Genomic DNA, 20,794 nt, shown 5'->3' with positions numbered 1-20,794 from the left:
GTGACCCGATGACGGCGATCTGCCACACCCCCGCGACGACCGTCGCGCAGGACTTCCCCGAGTTCCGGGCCGCGGTGCTGCGGTCGTTCGTGCCGCTGCAGGTGAGTACCGATCAACGGGACCGGTTCCACGGCAGGCTCCGCACGCGCGAGGCGGGCGAGGTCGCGCTCACCGAGATCACCGCGTCCCCGCACCTCGTCGAACGCACGCCGGAGCTCGTCGCGCGGGCGGACCGGCCGTGTTACAAGCTGAGCGTGATGCTGGCCGGTACCGGCCTGCTCACCCAGGGCGGCCGGGAAGCCGTGCTGCGCCCCGGCGACGTCGCGCTGTACGACACGAATCGGCCGTATTCGCTGGTGTTCGAAGAGAATTTCCGGACGCTGGTGCTGATGTTCCCGCAGCAGCAGGTCGATCTGCCGCGTGATCTCGTGGGTCAGCTGACGGCCGTGCGGATGTCCGGGCGAGAGGGCGTCGGCAACGTCGTGGTGCCGTTCCTGGCTCAGCTGGGCGGAAATCTCGACGTGCTCACGAGCCCGGTCGGCGTCCGGCTGGCCCACAACGCCGTCGACCTGCTCACCACGATGCTCGCCACGGAACTCGACCTCGACCGCACGGCCGCCGACCCGCACCACGACCTGATGCGGCGCATCCGCGGGTACATCGACGAGAACCTGTCCCGCTCGGATCTCGGCCCGGCGCAGATCGCCGCGGAGCACTACATCTCCACGCGGCATCTGCACGGGCTGTTCCAGGAGCAAGGGACGACCGTCGCGGGATGGATCCGGCAGCGCCGTTTGGAGCATTGCCGCCGCGACCTGCGTGACCCGCTCCTGGCGGCCCGTCCGGTGGCAGCCATCGCGGCGCGGTGGGGATTTGTCGACGCGGCACACTTCAGCCGCGTCTTCCGAGCGGCGTTCGCCCAATCGCCGAGCGAGTTGCGCGCTGCCTCTTGAGCTGTTGATGCCAGTTTGAGAGGACATTCATCTACTAACCCACTCGTGACCTGCGGGTTCACTTCATCCGTTTGCCTTGGTGGGGGACAGATCGTCCTGAGTCACGCCGTAGGGCGGGTCGGATACGAGGAGGGCCCGAAGGCTGCAGCCGATCAATCTGCGTGGGGCCGGAGGGCGTGCGGCCGGGGACTCCGGGGCTGGGTTCACACCTCCACACGGTCGCTGGGTGCATGTTGAAGCTGCGCCGCTACATGATTTCGACACCATCCGCGCGCCTTCCGGATGTCGGCAAGCTGCCACCGAAGCCATATCACTTCCTGCGTCGCACGGCTGACACTATCGAGTCGTTACTTGTCGAAGCACTTGCTGCCGAGCCAGCCACCTTCGGAAGACGGATCGGCGGCTAGCGGCGCAGCCCGTTTAGGGAACGGGAGCCGAACACCGACGGAAGGGCAAGCGGGTTCGCGGCTACCCGAACGCAGACATTCGCGCCGCTGTCGAGCAGGTTAGATCGGCTGGCCTGTCGGAGAGAGCCACGGGTAAGGTGGCGCCGAATGGCTGGAGAGGTGATCCCGGAACCCGCAGTCCCTCATGACCATGACGCCGACATCGCTATCGTGCTCATCGTCCGCCGGATCGACGAGGTAGCCGATCCGACTCACATACTGACACAAAAGTCAACGGGCTCCCGGAGCCGCGACGAGAGATGCCGCCGCTGCCCCCGTCGCGGCACCGACCCCGCCCATGACGGCTCCAAGGGGATGCCGGACCTGACTTGATGCCACCCCGATTCACCATGACTGAGCGATCAATTCACTGGGTTGTGACGTTCCGCTTGAATGCTGCGCGCGACGCGACTATTCTGAAGCCACCGGCCCACGCATCCATTGCAACCCAACACGAAGTGCCAGTCAAGTGGGCCGACACATGCGCTCACGTTGCGTTGTATGCGCAGGTCAGGTGCCACGCATCTCTTACATATCGAAGGAACAAACTAGCTATGACTACTGGAAGAATGTTGAAGCTCCGGCGAAATAGACTTGGTTACACACTGGAAGATATTGCGGCAAAGTTGTCCGTAAGTTCTGTAACTATCAGTCGAATTGAAAAAGGAGAGCCTAGCTCCTTCCTCAATCTCTATAAAAGACTCTTGGAACATTTAAGACTAGAACGGCTGCGGGAAGAGATTCGCGCGTTGCCGTTGGACGCATGGAAGTTCGTCGGCGAGATATATAACGAACGAGACCACAACACATGCGACGGCGAGGACGACGCTCCTGCGCAGTTGGCGACCGTGTAGCCGCGGTCAGGGTGATTTGACATCGGACGGAAAGCGACGAGGTGATGTAGTCCCGCATAACCGCCCGCATCGTACGGCGGGCATTGCTGCGGCCTCAGGTCTGGCACCGATACAGCCCTTGCGCCACGCCGACATCCCGTCATCCAGAGCCGGGCCCAGCGCACCGCCCAACCGGTCAATGACCTTGTCGTTGTCGACGTGCTGAGTCTCGATTTCCAACAGACCGTTCTCCGGTACCCGCGACAATCGCGCGTACGAGTCATTCTCCGGTCACGGCCCCGCCTCAACAGCGTTAGCGTCCCTCTGAGCGTTCTTGTCAGCACACATGTCGATCACGGTAGGTTGGCAGATGAGGGTCATTAGAAGCGGCTTAGCCACACACGGCTGTTGACCGCGAGCGTCCGGGTGTTGCCCGCCAGCGCACGAACGTTCGCTCCGCGGCCGGGGCGCGGCGAGCATGAGGGGCATGTCCGACGCTACGCCTGACGAATGGCGCACCTACGACGAGTTCGCCGCCGGCATCGACACCTTCCGCCTGCCCGGCGTTGATCTTACCGGACAGGCGGTCACTGTCACGCTCGACGGCGGCGAGCAACTCGCACTGCAGTTCCTCGACAGCGAACGGCTGACCTGCAACGGCGTCGAGGATCCGTACGACGCTGTCGCCGTGCGCCCGGACGTCTTCTTCGTCAATCTGCCGATGACGAGCGTCGAAGGCGAAGCACTGACGCTGGTCTACTCCACCACCACCCATCGCGCGCTGGCGGTGCGGTCGGTGATCGGTTCGGGCTCGCCCAGAGTGTCCCAGACGTTCCACGCCGGGACGACCGGCGACGCGACCGGGGAGGCGCCCGGCCCGTCGCGGGACCTCATCGGCAAGCGGAATGTGTACCGCTACAGCCCGAATCACCTTTACGAGCACGTCTACCTATCTTCGGAACGCTACTGCTGGCAGTGCGTCGAGGGGGTACAGCGCGGGCACGGCGACGTCGACCTGTCGACGGTCTGGAAGTTCGCCGACGGGCTGTACCTGTTCTGCTTCCGCGAGTTCCGGATCGCCGTCGCCAGCGTGTGGCTGCACGATCTCGGTTACGCATTGCGCACCACCGGCGTGTTCCTCGGCATCACCGGCGACGGCCGGTCCGAGCATTCCCGCGCGGGCGGGCACATCTACCCGCTCGGCTCGATCAGCTACCCCGACGTCCAGCCCGTCTGAAGGAGTTCCAGTGTCCAATATGGACGTGATCACCGCGCATTACGCGGCAAGCGACCGCGGCGACCTCGAAGGGATGCTCGCCCCCATCGGGCCGGAAACGACGTGGACCGAGGCGGCCGGTTTCCTGTACGCCGGAACCTACACCGGACCGGAATCTGTGCGCCGCAACGTTTTCGCGGCAATTGCGCGCGATTGGGACGGCTACACCTTCACCCTGTCCGCGCTGCTCGACGCCGGGGACACAGTGGTTGGGATCGGCACCTATCAGGGGAAGAACCGCCGATCCGGCAAGGCGTTCACCGCTCGAGTGGCACACGTGTGGAAGTTCGACGGGGACCGGGTGGCGAGTTTCGAGCAGATCGTCGATTCCGCCCCGGTCGCCGCAGCCACCGACTGACCCGCCTGAGTCCCCGCCGATCGGAAAGCCGAGCCATGAAGAGAAAGTTCCTGCCCGCGCTCGCCGCGGCCGTGCTCGTCACGCTCGTCGCGGCGGGATGCGCGGGTACCGCCGATCCGAACGGCCCGATCGTGGTGGGCTCGGTCAACGCGCTCAGCGGGCCCGCCACCTTCCCGGAATCCTCGCAGGCCGCCCGCGCGGTGTTCGACGCGGTGAACGCGGCAGGCGGGGTGCACGGGCGGAAGATCGACTACCATGCCATCGACGACAAAGGCGATCCGGCTGCCGCTGCCGCGGCCGCGCGGGAGATCGTGGGCGGCGACGAGGCGGTCGCGCTGGTCGGCTCGTCCAGCCTGATCGAATGCCAGATCAACGCCAAGTACTACCAGCAGGAGAAGATCCTTTCGATTTCCGGCATCGGCGTGGACCCGTCGTGTTTCACCAGCCCGAACATCGCTCCGGCGAACGTCGGGCCGTTTCACGACATGACGCTGACCCTCTTGTACGGCTCCGAAGTGCTGCATCTGGACAATATCTGTGCGCTTCTGGAAATTGCGGGCAACACGCTGCCGTACTACCGCGCGGCCATCGACGAATGGTCCAAGATCACCGGCAAGAAGCTGAAGTACGTCGATGCGACCGTGCCGTACAACGGTTCCGACTACACACCCTACATCGTGAAAGCCCGCGCTGCCGGATGCAAAGCGGTGACGGTGAACCCGGTCGAACCGGACTCCATCGGCCAGCTCAAAGCCGCGCAAGCGCAAGGCTGGCGGGACGTGACCTGGCTGCTGCTCACGAGTGTCTACAGTGAACAGTACGCTCAGGCGGTTTCCGAGGCGGGGCAAGGCGTGTACGTGCCCGCCGAGTTCTACCCGTTCACCGACCCGGCGAGCCCGCGCACCAAGGAATGGCGGGACCTGATGACCCGCAACCACATTCCGCTGACCTCCTTCAGCCAGGGCGGGTACCTCGCGGCGAAGTACTTCCTGAAGGTGATCGAGGGAATTCAGGGCGACATCACGCGTGAATCGGTGACCAAGGCCTTGCACGAAATGGAGCCGATCACCGATCCGATGGTGGGTACGCCGTATGTGTTCGGCACCGGGCCGACCCACCACGACAACATCGCGGGCTGGCCGGTGAAGCTCGCCTCGGGCACGAACCGGTGGCAGGTCAACGGAACCGACTGGCTGCGGATCCCCCGGCAGTAGCCCGGACCCGCCCGAAACGAGGAGAACTGCAATGCTGCAGGGAGCGCTGGCCGGGCTGGCCGCCGGCGGGCTGTACGCGGTGCTGGCGGTGTGCCTGACGTTGATGTCGCGGCTGGTCCGGGTGGTCAACTTCGCACAGGCGGCCACGGGGATGTTCGGCAGTTACGTCGCCGTCGCACTGTCGGTCCACAGTGGATTTCCGGAATGGCTCGCGGTGGTCGTCGGCGTCCTGCTCGGCGGGCTGCTGAGCGTGGCGATCGGCTGGGTCGTGTCGACCTGGCTCGCGGAGGCTGGCACCGGGACGCGCTCGGCGGTCACCGTTGCCGTGCTGCTTCTGCTGATCTCGCTGTCGTTCATCCTGTTCGGCAACAAACCGCAGCCGTTCCAGCCGGTGCTGGCGGGTCCGGCGTTCACCGTCGGCGGGGTGGTGATCAGCCAGGTCACCGTGGTCACCGTCGCCATCGCGGTGGTGATCGCGTTTGCCGCGCGCTTGGTGCTGACCAGGACGCCGGTCGGGATTTCGCTGCGTGCGCTGTCGGAGCGGCCGACCACCGCCGAACTGCTCGGCATCCCCGCGAAGCGGCTCAGCGCCGCCGTGTGGGGCGCGACCGGGCTGATCAGCACGATCATCATCGTGATCGTCGCGCCGTCGCAGTCGAACGACGCGACGTCGCTGGCCATGCTCGTCGTCCCGGCCGCCGCGGCGGCGCTGCTCGGCGGGTTCCGCAGGCTCGACCTCGCGGTCGTCGGCGGCCTGCTGCTCGGTTTGCTGCAAGGCGCGCTGGCGCAGGTCGACCAGCTGTCGGTCGTCCGCAATTTCGTGCCGTTCCTGGCCATCGTCGGACTGCTCGTGTGGTCCCAGCGCAAGGAGGTGTGGGATGCGGCTCGCTGAACGGAGTGCGTGGTCCCGCTGGGGGATTCCGCTGGCCGTGGCCGCGGTCGCGGTGCTCGTCGGCTACGGCCTGAGCGCGGGCCTCAACGGCTACTTCGCCTACCTCGGGGTGAGCGTCGTGGTCGCCGGAATCGCCTTGCTCGGGCTCGGCGTGGTCACCGGCAGCGCCGGGATGATCTCGTTGTGCCAGCTCACTTTCGGCGCAATCGGGGCCTGGGTGGTGTCCGCGCTGAATGTCGCGGGCGCCCCCGGCGGTTTCCTGTTTTGGCTGCTGCTGGGCGGTCTCGCCGCAGGTGTGGTGGGTGTCCTCATCGGACTCCCCGCGCTGCGGCTACGCGGGATCAACCTTGCCGTGGTAACGCTGGGACTCGCCGCGGCCGCGGACGTCACGCTAGTGCAAATCCAATTCCCCGGCACCACCGAAGGCGTTTCGGTGGACCGGCCTTCCCTGGTCGCCGACGACAACGCATTCTTCCTGCTGTGCGTGATCGTACTCGTGATTTGCGCGCTGGCAGTGCATTTCCTCCGCCGCGGACCATGGGGTAGCGGCTGGGCGGCAGTGTCCTTCTCCGAACGCGGTACCGCCGCCGCGGGCGCAAGCGTCCGCACCGCCAAGCTTTCCGCTTTCGCGGTGAGCGCCACCCTGGGCGGAATCAGCGGCGGCTTGCTGACCGCACAAGTCGGTTTCGCGTTCCCGACCAGCTTTGCCCCGCTGCAGTCCTTGGCGTTGTACGTACTCGCCATCATGTCCGGCGCCCACCTGATCGACATGGCAATTTTCGGTGCACTGCTGTGGGTCGCGGTACCGGAATTGCTGAAACGGTGGGGCATTCCGCAAGACTGGGGTTACGTGATCTTCGGCCTGCTCGGTATTCAAGCACTGGCCGGACGCGGCAACCTGGGTACCGCAATCCGCGAACTGTGGCGCCGCCGATCGCGCGCCAGCGCCGGGGTACGAATCACCGCGCTGGATTCCGAACCACCGCGACTGCCGCCAGGGGAAGCGGTACTCGAAGTCCGCGGCCTGAGCGTCACCTTCGGTCAAGTCAAGGCACTGTCCGGAGTGGACCTTGCCGTGCCGAAGGGCGGAGTATTGGGCGTAATCGGCCCGAACGGCGCCGGAAAGTCCACTTTGGTCGACGCCATCAGCGGCTTCCTGCCCCAAGCTTCCGGAAGCGTGGACCTCTCCGGCCGCCCACTGACCGGAAGCCCGACCCGGCGAGCCAGGTCCGGCCTGCGCCGCACCTTCCAGCAGGACCGAGTACCGGTCGGCCTGACCATCGAAGCCTACGTACGTTTCGTCGCCCGCCGTCGCCCGGCAGCCGCGGAAATCGCGAGCGCCCTGGAGTTCTTCGGCTGCCCACCGCCCACGACCCCGCTGGACAGAGTGGACGTGGGCGCGCGGCGCCTGGTCGAGGTGGTCGGTCACCTGATGGCAAAACCGCAGGTACTGCTGCTGGACGAACCAGCGGCCGGACTGCCGCACGAGGAACACGTCGCCTTCGGCGAGCGCCTGCGCCAGGTACCGGCCCGGTTCGGCGTGTCAGTACTGATCATCGAACACGACCTGGACCTGGTGCGGTCGGTGTGCGACACCCTGACCGTGCTCGACTTCGGCGAGGTACTGGCCAGCGGCCCGCAAGCCGAGGTACTGGCCGATCCGGCAGTGCTGAAGGCGTACCTCGGCGAAACGGAGATGCTGTGAGCACGCTTCGGATCGAAAACCTGACCGTGACGCGCGGCGCCGGGCCGGTGATCGCGGACGTCGGGCTGACGCTGGAGCCAGGCAAGATCACCGCTTTGGTCGGCCCGAACGGTGCCGGGAAAACCAGCCTGCTGGAAGCGTTGTCCGGCGTGATCGGGCCGGCGCGCGGATCCATCCACATCGGACACACCGACATCACCCGGCATTCCCGCGTCGCCCGCGCACGGTTGGGAATGGCCCACGTGGAACAGGGACGCGCGGTGTTCGCGGGCCTAACCGTGCTGGAAAACCTCCGCCTGACCGCACGTACTCCCGCGGCCGTCGACGAGGTATTGGCATTGTTCCCGGAATTGGAGAAACGCCGGGACTCGCCTGCCGCGTTGCTGTCCGGCGGGGAGCAGCAAATGGTGGTACTGGGCCGGGCCTTCGCCGCAAAACCAGCTTTCCTGCTGATCGACGAAATGTCGCTGGGGCTGGCTCCCGCCGTCTTCACGCGGCTGCTTCCGGCGGTGACGGAATTCGCTTCGGCCGGGGCGGCAATCCTGCTGGTGGAACAATTCACCAACCTGGCATTGCGGGTGGCACAGGAGGCACTCGTGGTGTCGTCGGGCCGAGTCACGTACACCGGAGCCGCGCAACCCCTGCTCGACGCCCCGGCGACCCTCCACGCCGCCTACCTTGGCACGAGCTGAGGCCGGGTGGCCTGCACGAAGGTGACCCGGCCGAACCGGTGGTCGAAATGCGCGGCTTCGTGGACGTCGGCGAAGCCGGCTTCACTCAGGAGCGCGAGGATGCCGCCGCTGTGGTTGCGGGCCACAACCGGGCGGTGGGCGACTCGGCCGTGGCGATGGGTGTCCCCGGGTCCACCGAAATCCGCAATGGTGACCTTCCCGCCCGGCCGCAGGGCACGCAGCGCGTCCCGGGCAAACCCGGCCCGGCCCTCGTCGTCGATGTGGTGCAGCGCCAGAGACGAAACGACGTGGTCCAGCGAACCGTCCGCGCCGGGGATCCGGTCGGCGTATCCCTGGACGAGCGTGAGGGAGACCCCGCGGCGGCGCGCCTTGCGAGCGGCCCGGCGGAGGCTGTCGCCGTCCGGGTCGAGGCCGGTGACCTGCGCGCCCGGCTGAGCCGCGAGGAGCGTGAGTGACAGGTTGCCGGTGCCGCAACCGACGTCGACGACCACCGCGCCGGGCGCGACCCCGGCCAGTTCGGCGGCCCGTTCGTGCAGCACGCGGATGCCTGCCGCGCGGGTGAAGACGTCGTAGAACGGCAGGAGCCAGGTCTTGCCCATGCCGGGCAGGAAGGAGCGGGTGCGCTCCTCCGGGGTGCGGTGATCCAGTATGCGAACGTCGCTCGTCATCAGCTTCTCCCGGTGCGGTGCCTGTGGTACACCAGCATTGGACATCTTGCGGGTCACCAACAGCACGAACGTAGGAGAGCATGGGACTTTTGTCGGACGGTTCCCATTTGCGCACGGTCCGGCGGGACGGGACGCCGGTGTACCGCTATGCGCAACGTCCGGGTGCGCCGCCGGTTTCGGTGGTCCGCTTCGACAGCCACGCCGACCTTCCCCCGGATCACCGCCATGCGCACGATTTCCTCGTGTTGGTGTACGTCTCCGAGGGCGAGGGCTCGTTCGTGACCGACGGCACCGAGCGGCTGCTGCGAGCGGGTGACGTGCATGCCGTACCGCCGGGCCAGGTCGTCGGAGTCTCGACCGTCTCGACGCTGGTCCGCTGCCGGGCATGGGCGGTCGCCTTCACGCCGGACGCCGTGCCCGCGCTCACCGCGATCTCCCCGCTGACCTGGGCAAACCACCCGCTGCTCGCGATGTTCGCCGCCGGCGCCGGGCAGGGCCGCGTCGCCGTCCCGGACCGGGCGCGCTGGAGCGCGTGGCTCACCGAACTGGCGGAAGAGCTCGCCGACCCGGGACGGCTCGGGTCCCGCGAAGCAGTCGCTGCCCTGCTCACCCGCCTCCTGGTCGCCGCCGCCCGGCTGGTCGCCACCGCGCCCACCCCGCCGGACCCGCTCGTGACGCAGGTGTTCGAGAAAATCGAGGAAACCTTCCGCGACCCGATCTCGGCCGGCGACGTCGCCCGGTCGCTCGGCTACACCCCGGGTCACCTCACGACGGTGATCCGCGAGCGCACCGGGAGGCCGCTGCTGGAGTGGATCACCGAACGCCGGATGACCGAGGTCCGCCGAATGCTGCGGGACACCGATCTGCCGCTCGGAGTGGTCGCGGCGCAAACCGGCCTCCGTGACGCCACCTACCTGGTCCGCCGTTTCCGCGACCGGTACGCGATCACACCGCAACGATGGCGGCTCAGCCAACGCTCATGGCAGTAACCGTCACATCCCGGCCCGCTCGAAGGCCAGCGTCGGCAGGTCCACCGCATGTGCCCCGCCGTCGGCGACCAGCACGGCGCCGGTGATGTACGACGACTCCGAAGAGCCCAGAAACCGCACGATGGAAGCAATCTCCGACGGCTCCGCGGCGCGGCGGAGCGGCACCTCGGCCGTTACGCGGCGGTACCCCTCGTCATGACCGCCGTCGAAACCCGCTGCGGTGGCGAACTGGTCCATCTCCCCGTCCGCCATCGGGGTGCGGACCCAGCCAGGGCACACCGCGTTCGCGCGTACGCCTCGGGGCCCATAGTCCCGGGCGATGGAGCGCGTCAGGCCGATCAGCGCATGCTTCGCGACCGTGTACCCCGCCACGTTCGGACCGGCGAACAGCCCCGCCAGCGAGGACACGATCACCACCTGCCCGCCGCTCTCGACCAGTGACGGCAACCCCGCCCGGCAGAACACGAACGCGCTCGAGAGGTTCGAGCGCATGGCCGTCTCCCACTCGTCGTCGCTGGTGTCGGTCACCGACGACAACCCATGCCCACCCGCGTTCGCCACGATCACATCCAACCGCCCGTACTTCCCGGCGATCTCCGCAATCGCGTCTTCGGCCTCGGCCCGCACACTGGCGTCACACGCGATCACGTGTGCACCGGTTTCCGCGGACACCTTCTCTAGCGGCTCGCGCCGACGCCCAAGCACCACCACCTGAGCCCCTTCTCCGGCATACCGCCGAGCCACCGCCGCCCCGATCCCGGTACCACCACCAGTGATCGCAACGACCCTGTCCCGCATCTCCACCATCGCCACCCTTTCGCCGATCAAGCAGGAAAACCGGACCGCGCCGACATGCCGAAGTCGGCAAGCACAGCCTGTCCATCCACCGTCCGAGAACGCGCGGAGGCCAGGTACAGCACGTGCTGAGCGACGTCGTCGGCCGCCTGCACTGGAAACGCCGGGTCGTCGAGCACGTCGCCGAGATCGCCACGGGCCATTGGCGTATCCACCACTGACGGACACACACAGTTGACCCGCACGTCATCGAATTCAACGGAAAGTGCTCTGGTCAGCGATACCACCGCACCCTTCGAAGCGCAGTACGGCACCATCCCCGGCGCGGCCACGAACGCCGAGTCACTCGCCAGGAACACCATTGCGCTCCCCCGCCCCAACCACGGCCGCGCATGCTTCGCGACCAGAAACTGCCCGGTCACGTTCACCGCGAGCACCGCGGCAAAATCAGCCGCGCTGGTGTCCGCGAGCGCCCGGCCGACCGGCCCCGACACCCCGGCACAGCCGACCACCACGTCCAACCCGCCGAAAGACTCCGCAACAACCCGCACCGCCTCCGCGACCTCAGTCTCATCGGTGACATCAGCACGCGCCACCACCACCTCTCCCGGCAGCAACGGCGGCGCAACCCGATCGACCATCCCCACCCGAGCCCCCTCGGCGAGGAACGCGCGAGCGCACGCCAGCCCGATCCCGGACCCGGCACCCGTGATCAGCACGGCCTTACCCGCAAGGTCGAGTCGCATGCCGCCATCGTGGCCTACGAAACCAGCCCCCGGTTGGCCGCGAGTGCATCCTTGTTGTCAGCGACCGCACGACCCCATCGCGCGAGTTCCGCCGCCCGCGCGTGACCGCCGAAACTGCGACCAGGAGCGAAGGGACACCATGAACAACGCACAACCGCATCCGCTGGACCCGCTGACCGCCGACGAGCTCGCCGCGGGCCGCGCGGTGCTGGAGACCCGCGGTCTCCTGACCGAGACGACCCGGTTTCCGCAGGTCCTGCCGGTGGAGCCGGACAAGGCCACCGTCCTCGCGGGCGGACCGGCCGACCGGCGGATCCAGTTCACCCTGCTCGACACCGCCACCGGGCAGGCGGCGGACGTCGTCGTCTCCGTCACCGCGGGCGAGGTGCTCTCGCACGAGAAGTGCACCGATGGGCAGCCCGCGTACCTGTTCGAGGAGTACGCGCTTGCCGAGGCGATCACCAAGGCGTCGCCCGAGTGGCAGGCCGCAATGCACCGCCGCGGCCTCGGCGACCGCATCGACCAGGCATTCTGCGCCCCGCTCGCCCCCGGGCACTTCGGCCGCGCGGACGAGACCGGCCGGGTCATCCGCTCCCTCACCTTCCTGCGCGAGGACGACACGGACAATCCGTGGTCGCATCCAGTCGAGGGCCTGCTCGTCCACCTCGACCTCACCGAACAGCGCGTGCTGCGGATCGAGGACGACGGCGAGGTACCCGTGCCTGCCGACTCCGGCCGCTATGGCCACCACTCCGCGCGGACCACGCTGAAGCCGATCGAAATCACCCAGCCCGAGGGGCCGAGCTTCCAGGTCGACGGTTCGGAGGTCAAGTGGGAGGGCTGGCAGCTACGCGTCGGGTTCAACGCACGCGAAGGGCTCACCCTGCATCAACTGTCCTTTCAGGACCGTTCGGTGCTGTACCGGGCGTCGGTGCCGGAAATGGTGGTGCCGTACGGCGACACTGCCGCGAGCCGGTTCTGGATCAGCTACTTCGACGCGGGTGAGTACCTGCTCGGCAAGAACGGCAACAGCCTGCGGCTCGGCTGCGACTGCCTCGGCGTCATCCACTACTTCGACGCGTTCCTCGCCGACGACCACGGCTACCCGGTGCAGGTACCGAACGCGATCTGCATGCACGAAGAGGATTACGGAATCCTGTGGAAGCACACGGATCTCGACGGCAACGCCGAGGTCCGGCGATCGCGGCGGCTGGTGATCTCGTCGATCTCCACGATCGGCAACTACGACTACGGCTTCTTCTGGTACCTCTACCTCGACGGCACCATCGAAGTCGAAGCCAAAGCCACCGGAATCGTGTTCGCCGGTGCCGGACCGTCCGGCGTCCCGCAGCCGCACGCGTCGGAGATCGCGCCCGGGCTTTTCGCGCCGGTGCACCAACATCTGTTCTGCGCCCGGCTCGACTTCGCGGTCGACGGTCAACGCAACTCCGTGTACGAAGTGGACACTGTCGGCGTGCCCACTGGCGACGACAACCCGTACGGCAACGCTTTTACCTGGCGCGCCAAGGAGTTGCGCACCGAAAAGGAAGCGCAGCGACACGCGAAACCGGCAACCGCACGGGTGTGGGAGGTCCGCAGCACTGAGCATACGAACCGGCTCGGCGCACCGACGGCGTACCAGCTCGTGCCACGACCGTCGGCAACACTGATGGCACAACCGGAATCGTCTGTCCACAAGCGAGCGACGTTCGCCACGAATCATCTCTGGGTGACGCCATATGCGCCGGACGAACGCTTCCCCGCGGGCGACCGTCCCGGCGCACACCCCGGTGGCGCCGGGCTGTCTGCCTGGACCGCGGGAGACCGATCGATCAGCGACACCGACGTCGTGCTGTGGCACGTCTTCGGCCCGACGCACATCCCGCGTCCGGAAGACTGGCCCGTGATGCCGGTCGACTACTCCGGATTCACCTTGCGTCCCTACGGGTTCTTCGACCGCAACCCGGCACTCGACCTGCCCTCGTCCGCCACCGGCCATTGCCACGAATAAGGAAGGCCCATGCCCGCGACCAACCTGTCCGACACCTCGACCTGGCTCCCGCTCGACGGCCTCGCCCCCGGCTTCGACGCCAACAAAGCGGCCACTGTGGACGATCTGGACGGCCAGTCGTTCGTCCTCGACGGCACGTTCTCCGCCCAGTTCCGCGATGGCCGAATTTCCTGGAAGGGTCACGACTCCGCCGCCGAGACCTTCCTCGTCGACGCCGGGTTGTATTACGTACAATTCCACCCGGGTGCGGAAACCGCGTACAGCCTGCTGCTGGACGTCCGGCAGGGCCGCGCGCTGGTGGTCACGAGCACGATCGGCGACACACTTCCTCGCGTGACGCAGAAGTTCCTCCCCGCGACGATTCAAGGCCTCGAAGCAAACGGCGACGAAATTGCGCCCAGCACGGCGTTGATCGGCCGCCGGGTGCAGTGGGTCTACAGTGAACAACACGCGTACGAGCACGTTTACCTTACGCCGCACTGGTACACGTGGCAGTGCCTGTCCGGCCCGGAACGCGGCCTTGCCGACACCGACGAGAACTCGGTGTACCAAATCCGGCCTGGCATTTACGTGTTCGCGTGGCGGGAAAAGGTGATCCCGTGCGCCTCCGTGACCGTGGCCGATCACCGGAACGTGCGAGACCTGCGTTCGCACGGCTCGCTGTTCGGGCTCGGCGAAGACGGGAAAACCCCGACGCACTTCACTTTCGGCGCATACGGCCGGTTGTTGAGCAACACCGTCTATTCCCCGGACTATGATCCCGCAGGACGCTGAACCGTGGCGCCCGAACTGCTCCTCACGAACGCCACCGTGTACACAGTGGACGACGACCGGCCGTGGACGACGTCCGTCGCCGTCGAGAACGGCAAGGTCTCGACCGCTGCGTCCGGCCCGGACACCGAGGTCCGCGACCTCGACGGCGCGTTCGTACTGCCGGGTTTCGTCGACGTACACAGCCATCATGCCCTCGCGGGACGTGAACTGTTCGAGCTACGACTGAAAAGCGGCGCCGATTTACCGTCCATTCTCGCCGCAGTGCGGGAATGGTCAGCCGGGCTGGCGCCGGACGAATGGATTGTCGGCGGCGCCTGGCCGTCCACTTTGGCCCCGGAACTGGGAAACGATGCGGTGCGGCGGGCGCTGGACGAGGCAGCAGGCGGCCGTCCGGTGGTGCTCATCGAGGACAGCCGACACAACCGATGGGTGAGCAGCCGGGCGCTGGAACTCGCCGGGATCACGGAGTCCACTCCGGACCCGGCAGGCGGCAGCATCCACCGCGACCTGATGAGCGGCACCCCGACCGGCTTGCTGATCGAATCCGCAGGCCTCGTAGTCGAGCGGGCAATGCGGAAAACCCGGACGCTCACCGCCGCACAACACGCCGAAGCATCACGGCGAGCAATCGAAATCCTGCATTCCTACGGAATCACCGCTTTCCAGGATGCAGGCGCTTCGCTGGACATCCTCACCGCACTGAAAACCCTCGACGACGCAGGCGAACTGGCCGCATGGGTAGTGTCGTCGATGCTGGTCAACGACCCGATTTTCGGCGCAGACCCGATCGGCGCCCCACTGTTGGAACGGGCCGCCGCCTTCCGCACCGAGCACCACCGCCCCGACTTCGTGAAGATTTTCCTGGACGGCACCCCACCCGCGCACACCGCGGCGTTCCTGGAACCATATCTGCACCACGAATGCTTCTGCGGTGAAACAACCATGCCCCCCGAAGAATTGGCAGGCTGGCTGGACACCGCGGCCCGCGCCGGACTGTCCGCGAAAATCCACTGCGCCGGAGACTCCGCGGTCCGGTCCATTTTGGACGCAGCCGCCACCCTACGAGCCGGCGGCGATCGAACCACCAAAATCCAGGTAGCACACGGACAATTCATCCACCCCGAGGACCTGGAACGCTTCGCCACCCTGGACGTGTCGGCAGACATCTCACCATTCCTGTGGGTCCCCGGGGTAATCCCGGACGCAATCGCGCAAGTACTGCCGCCCGAACGCGCGTCACGAATGCAGCCGAACCGCACCCTGCTGGACACCGGCGCACTGGTCGCAGGCGGCTCGGACTGGCCGGTGAGCGAATCCCCGAACGCCTGGGAGGGCATCGAAGGCCTGGTCACCCGCCGCGACCCGCACGGCAAGCACCCGGGAAGCCTGTGGCCGGAACAGGCCATCACCCTCGCCGAGGCAATCCGGGTATTCACGCTGAACTCGGCCCGAGCCTGCGGCCTGGACGACGTGACGGGCTCCCTGACCCCCGGCAAATCCGCCGATTTCGTCATCCTGGACCGAGACCCGTTCCAAACCCCCGCCGACGACCTCGCCGACATCACCGTGCAGGAAACGTGGTTCGCCGGACGGCAGGTCTACCGCCGCCCCTCGTGAGCAAGGAATTCGGCAACGCGCTCACCCATCAACACAGCCGGAGCGTTCGTATTACCGCTGATCACCCGCGGTAGCACCGATGCGTCAGCAACCCGCAACCCGGACACACCATGCACGCGCAACTCCGGGTCAGTCACCGCGAGAGCGTCGGTCCCCATCCGGCAAGTGCCGACCTGGTGGTGATACGTGATAGCAGTCCGGCGGACATACTCGCGCACGTCGGCCGGGCCGGGGTACAACTCCCGCGCACCCCACTCCTCGACCAGCGCCGGAGCGCGCCCGATCCGGCGGCACTGCTCCACCGACGCGACCAGGCTTTCGAAGTCCGCGGGGTGCGCCAGTGCAGCCAGATCGATCAACGGCGGCTCGAGCGGATCGGTACTACGCAGCCGCAAGGTGCCGCGACTCCGCGGCGCAATCATGCCTGCCATCAGCGAAAACCCCGTCGCCGGACCAGTCATCCACGGCTCGTACATCGGCACACTGAAGTGGATCGGCTGTGTGTCCGGCACGTCGAGCCCCGGACGGCTGCGCCAGAACAGATGCGTCTGCGTCACCGAGCGCCCAGACTGCGGCGGCTCCACCTCACGCCGGTCGGTGGCAAAGATGACCGGCGACAGCAAATGGTCATGCAGATTCTCGCCGACCCCAGGCAAATCCACCACCACTTCGACGCCCGACTCGGCCAGGGCACCAGAAGGGCCGATCCCGCTGCGCAACAGAATCGCCGGAGAAGCGAGTGCACCGGCGGCGAGTACCACGGTGTCGGCGGACAACCGTTCCACCCGCCCGCCGATCTCCGCCAGCACCCCGACACACCGGTCACCCTCCACCAAAACCCGGTGCACCAACGCTCCCGTGTGGACAGTCATCCGCGAAGCAACCGGCTGGGCGTAACACAACCAGGCATTCCGCCGCCGCCCACCGCTCATCGTTACCTGCTGCACGGAAATTCCGTCGAGGACACCGTCATTGTAGTTCTCATTGTACGGCAACCCAATCTCCTGCGCCGAGTCCAAAATGGACCGCTGGATCGGCTGAAGCGGTTCGTGCCGCTCAAGGTCCAGCAGGTCGGTTTCGATGCGCTCATACACCGGCCGCACGTCGTCCCAGGTCCACCCCGGCAACTTCCAGCCGTCGTAATCGGCAGCCGCGCCACGCACCCAGATCATGGCATTCAACGAATGCGAACCACCGAGCACCTTCCCTCGCGGCAGATGCAGCCTGCGATCGGCGGCGTGCGATTGCGGGACCGTGTAATAGTCCCAGTCCTCCGCCGAATGCCACAACTCCGCCGCCCGCGACGGGTCGTGGATCGCCGCGTTGGTGTCCGGCCCGCCCGCTTCCAGCAGCGTGACCTCGGCCCCCGCATCGACCAGCCGCCGACACACCACCGACCCAGCCGAACCTGCCCCCACCACGATGACGTCCATGCCCCCGATCCTGACCTGCCGCCACCCCCGGTCCGGATTTCCCTTCACTGGCCGACAACGGACGTGCCCTCGCGGACAAGACCGCACCCCCGCCACGGCCCGATACTCGGACCCACCAGAAGGCCGCTTTGCCGACGAGGAGCCACCATGCCGACACGCCTGTACATCGACGGTCAGTGGACCGACGGCGGCGGGGACCCCATCCCCACCCGCGACCCGTCCACCGGCGCGATCCTGCAGGACGTCGCCACCGCCACCCAGGCCGACGTCGACGCCGCGGTGGCCGCCGCCAGGCGAGCGCTGACCTCGCCGGAATGGGCCGGCCTGGCACCGGTACAACGGGCCGCGCTGCTGTTCCGCCTGGCCGACCTGGTCGACGAGCACCACGAGGAATTGGCCGCCCTCGAAACCCGCGACCAGGGCCAGCCCATCGGCATTTCGCGGCAAGTAAGCGTGACCGGAGCAGCCGAGCATTTGCGGTATTTCGCCGGGTGGGTAACGAAAATCCAGGGCACGACCAACCCGGTTTCCTTCCCGGACACCCTGCACTACACCCGCCGCGAACCAGTCGGCGTAAACGCACTGATCACGCCGTGGAACTTCCCGCTGATGATTCTGGTGTGGAAGCTGGCACCCGCACTGGCCACGGGAAACACCGTGGTGATCAAGCCAAGCGAAGTCACCCCGCTCACCAGCATCAGGCTGGTGCAACTGGCCGAACAAGCCGGTATCCCCCGCGGCGTGGTAAACCTGGTGACCGGAGACGGCGCAGTCGGAGCGATGCTGAGCGCGCACCACGATGTGGATCACGTCTCGTACACCGGGTCCACGGCAGTAGGCAAGCTGATCACCGCAGCCAGCGCAAAGTCAAATCTCAAACGCCTCACCCTGGAACTGGGCGGCAAGGCACCAAGCATCATCGCCGCCGACGCCGACCTCGATGCGGCAGTAGCAGGCAACCTGGCGGGAGCCACGTTGAACACCGGGCAGGTGTGCGCCGCGTACACCAGGTTCTACGTGGACCGCAAACGCGAGCAGGAGTTCGTGGAAAAAATGGCCGCCGGACTGGCCGGGTTAAAGATCGGACCAGGCTTGGACGAAACGACCCAACTGGGCCCACTGGTCTCAGACCGCCACCGCCAACACGTAGCACAACTAGTGGCAACCGGCCGAACCGAAGGCGCCGACCTGATCACCGGCGGCACTGAACCAAACCGCGAAGGCTACTTCTACGAGCCCACCCTGTTCGCCAACGTAACCGACACAATGACCATCATGCGCGAGGAAATCTTCGGCCCAGTACTGGCCGTAACCCCTTACGACGACCCAGATGAATTGGTATCACGAGCAAACGACACACAATACGGCCTGGCCGCCACAGTATGGACCCGAGACATCCGCACGGCACAGCGCTACGCTAACGGCATCCGAGCAGGCGCAGTATTCGTGAACATGCCCCCGATTCCGGACATGACGGCTCCGTGGGGTGGCTACAAGGCGTCAGGGTGGGGCCGGGAAATGGGCCCCTGGGCGCTGGACGCATACACAGAAACAAAAGCAGTCTGGCTCCACTACGGCTACTGACCCCCACCGCACGAAGTCCGTGAAGGGAACCTTCACGGAATCAGATTCCCTCATGGTTCCCTTCACGGACTGAAGCCGGGTCAATCGTTGGCCGGGTCTTCCGGGGCGACAACCCGCAGGTGGAGCATTGCAGCGAAGCGGGCTTCCGGGTCGGTGAGGTCGAGACCGGCGACCTCTCCCAGGCGGCGCAGACGGTACCGGAAAGTGTTGGGGTGCACATACATCGCCGTAGAAGCAGCCACCACATCCCCAAAAGCATCCAGCCACGCCCGCAAAGTCTCCACCAGATTGGTGTGGTGCCGACGGTCGTAGTCGAGCAACAATGCGACCGGCCCGGTAGGCAGGTCTCCGCGTGCAGTTACCAGATCACGCAATTCCAACAGCAACGATTCGGTGTGCACATCGGCCAAGCGGGCTACCCGACGGCCCGATCCGCGACCTGAACGCAGAACCCGCAGCACCCGATCGGCACAAGCCCGGGCCTCCGGAAGCGCCGAAGCTTCCTGCGCAACCGGCCCGATCCCAACAACAGCGGGCACCCGGCGGCCGACGCGGTCCAGGAACTCGTTGGCAATCCCCACTACCCGTTGCTCGGCCTCATCCCGTTTCAAGTCCGGGTCAGCAAGCGGCACCAGCCCATAAACAACGTCGCCGAGCAGTGCGCTCACTGCACGCGGGTGTACGGCACTCAAATGCATAGCCAGCCCATCACTGAGCCGCTGCCGCTCAGTGACCAACGCGGCGTCGTCTTCGGTCTTCTCAATCTCCGCAGGCGCCAACGCCAGCACGACCGCTGGACGCCCAGCCAACCCCAGCCGGGTCAACGCATCATGCGCCCCAGCCCCACCCTCCAACGCAGTACTCAACAACTCCGTACGAAGACGCCGCTCCACATCCGTACCAGCACGAATCCGCAGCATATGCAACGCGACCAACCGAGCTGCATCACACAACGCCTGCTCACGTTCTTCGCTCAACGGCTCATGGACGGCAGCCCAAATCGACCCCAGCACCTCATCCCCGGCCCGGACAGCGACCGCAACCCGAGGCAGAATCTCCCCGCCAGTCCCGTCTTCCTCCGCAGTCAACGCCACGAACACCGGACGACGACCGCCATAGAGTTGCCGAAAAATCCCCCGCTCAGCCAGCACCCGATACAACCGCACCGGCACCTGCCGGCCGAGAATCGTCTCCACCCGCGAAGGATCGGCCTCATCCTGCCGCCCGGAAAAAGCCAGCACCCGGGAATGCGGATCCTCGATCGTGATCGGCGCATCGAGCAGCGCGGCAATCGCATTGGCCACCGCGAACAGGTCACCCGACGGCAGCCCGCCGAGCATCTCCCGGTCCGCCGTACCGACATCACCTTCCGCCAGCAACGACCGCAACATCGCCGCCAGCTGGCTCCACGACGCACCCCGCGCGAACTCCAGCAGCGCCACGCCGGTCTCCGCGGCGGCCTCGGCGATCTCGCCGGACTTGCTCACCGGCGCCCGCGCCACGAGCCCCACCGCGCCGTGCTCCCGCGCCAGCCGCAGCAGCCGCGCGACCTCGTCCGGAGCGCGCACCCCGACCCCCAGCACCAGCGACCGGCGCGGCAGCATCGGTTCCTCGAGCGGATCGTGGATGGCGACGCCGTCGATCTCGCCGGGCGCGTCCGGCTCGCCGAACACGAGGTCCAGCAGGGTGCCGCCGAGTGCGTCCAGCACCCGGCGCAGGTCGGAACCCGACGGCGTCGTCACCGAAGGAAGGCTAGCGCGTGGGGGAACCATTGGTGACCCTGCTCACGGCCGGGGGACAAACGGGCA

Annotated in this window: 18 protein-coding genes; 13 read left to right on the top strand and 5 right to left on the bottom strand. The window is 66.8% G+C overall.

Annotated features, from left to right (window positions below):
• Positions 1-8 precede the first annotated feature (8 nt).
• From OO71_RS06980 to OO71_RS06945, 8 genes are all read left to right on the top strand, one after another.
• Positions 9-953, top strand: coding sequence for an AraC-like ligand-binding domain-containing protein (locus tag OO71_RS06980; protein WP_033288828.1), 945 nt, complete (start codon positions 9-11; stop codon positions 951-953).
• Between the two features lie 778 nt (positions 954-1,731).
• Positions 1,732-2,253, top strand: a complete 522-nt coding sequence (locus tag OO71_RS53275; RefSeq protein WP_084144756.1) for a helix-turn-helix domain-containing protein — start codon at positions 1,732-1,734, stop codon at positions 2,251-2,253.
• A 466-nt stretch (positions 2,254-2,719) separates the two neighbouring features.
• The gene (locus OO71_RS06970; RefSeq protein ID WP_033288826.1) at positions 2,720-3,469 is read left to right on the top strand and encodes a MoaF C-terminal domain-containing protein; all 750 of its coding nucleotides are present in this window, start codon (positions 2,720-2,722) and stop codon (positions 3,467-3,469) included.
• Between the two features lie 10 nt (positions 3,470-3,479).
• On the top strand, positions 3,480-3,866 hold the full coding sequence (locus OO71_RS06965; protein WP_033288825.1) for a nuclear transport factor 2 family protein: 387 nt from the start codon (positions 3,480-3,482) through the stop codon (positions 3,864-3,866).
• Between the two features lie 35 nt (positions 3,867-3,901).
• On the top strand, positions 3,902-5,080 hold the full coding sequence (locus tag OO71_RS06960; protein WP_033288824.1) for an ABC transporter substrate-binding protein: 1,179 nt from the start codon (positions 3,902-3,904) through the stop codon (positions 5,078-5,080).
• Between the two features lie 31 nt (positions 5,081-5,111).
• On the top strand, positions 5,112-5,972 hold the full coding sequence (locus tag OO71_RS06955) for an ABC transporter permease subunit (RefSeq protein WP_033288823.1): 861 nt from the start codon (positions 5,112-5,114) through the stop codon (positions 5,970-5,972).
• The gene (locus OO71_RS06950; protein ID WP_033288822.1) at positions 5,959-7,677 is read left to right on the top strand and encodes a branched-chain amino acid ABC transporter ATP-binding protein/permease; all 1,719 of its coding nucleotides are present in this window, start codon (positions 5,959-5,961) and stop codon (positions 7,675-7,677) included. Before OO71_RS06955 ends, OO71_RS06950 begins: the two co-directional genes overlap by 14 nt.
• Entirely contained in the window at positions 7,674-8,369 is a 696-nt protein-coding gene (locus tag OO71_RS06945; RefSeq protein WP_033288821.1) for an ABC transporter ATP-binding protein, read from the top strand. Before OO71_RS06950 ends, OO71_RS06945 begins: the two co-directional genes overlap by 4 nt.
• On the opposite strand, the gene OO71_RS06940 is transcribed toward OO71_RS06945, so the two are convergent.
• Positions 8,351-9,037: a class I SAM-dependent methyltransferase gene (locus OO71_RS06940; RefSeq protein WP_051791162.1), complete on the bottom strand. Its 687-nt coding sequence runs from the start codon at positions 9,035-9,037 to the stop codon at positions 8,351-8,353. The genes OO71_RS06945 and OO71_RS06940 overlap by 19 nt on opposite strands.
• Positions 9,038-9,117: 80 nt before the next feature.
• On the opposite strand from OO71_RS06940, the gene OO71_RS06935 reads away from it, so the two are divergent.
• On the top strand, positions 9,118-10,026 hold the full coding sequence (locus tag OO71_RS06935) for an AraC family transcriptional regulator (RefSeq protein ID WP_033288820.1): 909 nt from the start codon (positions 9,118-9,120) through the stop codon (positions 10,024-10,026).
• Positions 10,027-10,029: 3 nt separating this feature from the next.
• Here OO71_RS06935 and OO71_RS06930 read toward each other — a convergent pair whose 3' ends face one another.
• Together OO71_RS06930 and OO71_RS06925 are read right to left on the bottom strand one after the other, a co-directional pair.
• Positions 10,030-10,824, bottom strand: coding sequence for an SDR family NAD(P)-dependent oxidoreductase (locus OO71_RS06930; RefSeq protein ID WP_051791337.1), 795 nt, complete (start codon positions 10,822-10,824; stop codon positions 10,030-10,032).
• A 26-nt stretch (positions 10,825-10,850) separates the two neighbouring features.
• Positions 10,851-11,567 carry an SDR family NAD(P)-dependent oxidoreductase gene (locus tag OO71_RS06925; protein ID WP_033288819.1) on the bottom strand — a complete coding sequence of 239 codons (717 nt, stop codon included), beginning with the start codon at positions 11,565-11,567 and terminating at the stop codon, positions 10,851-10,853.
• Between the two features lie 139 nt (positions 11,568-11,706).
• Here OO71_RS06925 and OO71_RS06920 point away from each other — a divergent pair, with 139 nt between their 5' ends.
• From OO71_RS06920 to OO71_RS06910, 3 genes are read left to right on the top strand one after another with little or no spacing between them, the layout of a single operon-like run.
• Complete coding sequence (locus tag OO71_RS06920; protein ID WP_033288818.1) at positions 11,707-13,578, top strand: primary-amine oxidase; 1,872 nt, start codon at positions 11,707-11,709, stop codon at positions 13,576-13,578.
• A 9-nt stretch (positions 13,579-13,587) separates the two neighbouring features.
• Positions 13,588-14,352, top strand: coding sequence for a MoaF C-terminal domain-containing protein (locus tag OO71_RS06915; RefSeq protein ID WP_033288817.1), 765 nt, complete (start codon positions 13,588-13,590; stop codon positions 14,350-14,352).
• A gap of 3 nt (positions 14,353-14,355) precedes the next feature.
• A complete protein-coding gene (locus OO71_RS06910) occupies positions 14,356-15,969 on the top strand; it encodes an amidohydrolase (RefSeq protein ID WP_033288816.1) in 1,614 nt (537 codons plus the stop codon).
• Here OO71_RS06910 and OO71_RS06905 read toward each other — a convergent pair.
• Complete coding sequence (locus OO71_RS06905; RefSeq protein ID WP_033288815.1) at positions 15,951-17,402, bottom strand: GMC family oxidoreductase; 1,452 nt, start codon at positions 17,400-17,402, stop codon at positions 15,951-15,953. The two genes, OO71_RS06910 and OO71_RS06905, sit on opposite strands and share 19 nt — an antisense overlap.
• Before the next feature lie 147 nt (positions 17,403-17,549).
• On the opposite strand from OO71_RS06905, the gene OO71_RS06900 reads away from it, so the two are divergent.
• Positions 17,550-18,986, top strand: coding sequence for an aldehyde dehydrogenase family protein (locus OO71_RS06900; RefSeq protein WP_033288814.1), 1,437 nt, complete (start codon positions 17,550-17,552; stop codon positions 18,984-18,986).
• 80 nt (positions 18,987-19,066) lie between these two features.
• On the opposite strand, the gene OO71_RS06895 is transcribed toward OO71_RS06900, so the two are convergent.
• Positions 19,067-20,758, bottom strand: a complete 1,692-nt coding sequence (locus OO71_RS06895; RefSeq protein WP_051791160.1) for a PucR family transcriptional regulator — start codon at positions 20,756-20,758, stop codon at positions 19,067-19,069.
• Positions 20,759-20,794: the final 36 nt, after the last annotated feature.

The organism is Amycolatopsis jejuensis, from assembly GCF_000717335.1.
GTDB classification, from domain to species: domain Bacteria; phylum Actinomycetota; class Actinomycetes; order Mycobacteriales; family Pseudonocardiaceae; genus Amycolatopsis; species Amycolatopsis jejuensis.
Note: the sequence above shows the minus strand (reverse complement) of the source record. Positions and strands in the feature narration are given on the sequence as shown.

Coding starts and splice junctions, on each gene's coding strand:
- OO71_RS06980 (WP_033288828.1), top strand. CDS start 9: ATGACGGCGATCTGCCACACCCCCGCGACGACCGTCGCGCAGGACTTC.
- OO71_RS53275 (WP_084144756.1), top strand. CDS start 1,732: ATGCCACCCCGATTCACCATGACTGAGCGATCAATTCACTGGGTTGTG.
- OO71_RS06970 (WP_033288826.1), top strand. CDS start 2,720: ATGTCCGACGCTACGCCTGACGAATGGCGCACCTACGACGAGTTCGCC.
- OO71_RS06960 (WP_033288824.1), top strand. CDS start 3,902: ATGAAGAGAAAGTTCCTGCCCGCGCTCGCCGCGGCCGTGCTCGTCACG.
- OO71_RS06955 (WP_033288823.1), top strand. CDS start 5,112: ATGCTGCAGGGAGCGCTGGCCGGGCTGGCCGCCGGCGGGCTGTACGCG.
- OO71_RS06950 (WP_033288822.1), top strand. CDS start 5,959: ATGCGGCTCGCTGAACGGAGTGCGTGGTCCCGCTGGGGGATTCCGCTG.
- OO71_RS06940 (WP_051791162.1), bottom strand. CDS start 9,037: ATGACGAGCGACGTTCGCATACTGGATCACCGCACCCCGGAGGAGCGC.
- OO71_RS06935 (WP_033288820.1), top strand. CDS start 9,118: ATGGGACTTTTGTCGGACGGTTCCCATTTGCGCACGGTCCGGCGGGAC.
- OO71_RS06930 (WP_051791337.1), bottom strand. CDS start 10,824: ATGCGGGACAGGGTCGTTGCGATCACTGGTGGTGGTACCGGGATCGGG.
- OO71_RS06925 (WP_033288819.1), bottom strand. CDS start 11,567: ATGCGACTCGACCTTGCGGGTAAGGCCGTGCTGATCACGGGTGCCGGG.
- OO71_RS06920 (WP_033288818.1), top strand. CDS start 11,707: ATGAACAACGCACAACCGCATCCGCTGGACCCGCTGACCGCCGACGAG.
- OO71_RS06915 (WP_033288817.1), top strand. CDS start 13,588: ATGCCCGCGACCAACCTGTCCGACACCTCGACCTGGCTCCCGCTCGAC.
- OO71_RS06905 (WP_033288815.1), bottom strand. CDS start 17,402: ATGGACGTCATCGTGGTGGGGGCAGGTTCGGCTGGGTCGGTGGTGTGT.
- OO71_RS06900 (WP_033288814.1), top strand. CDS start 17,550: ATGCCGACACGCCTGTACATCGACGGTCAGTGGACCGACGGCGGCGGG.
- OO71_RS06895 (WP_051791160.1), bottom strand. CDS start 20,758: ATGGTTCCCCCACGCGCTAGCCTTCCTTCGGTGACGACGCCGTCGGGT.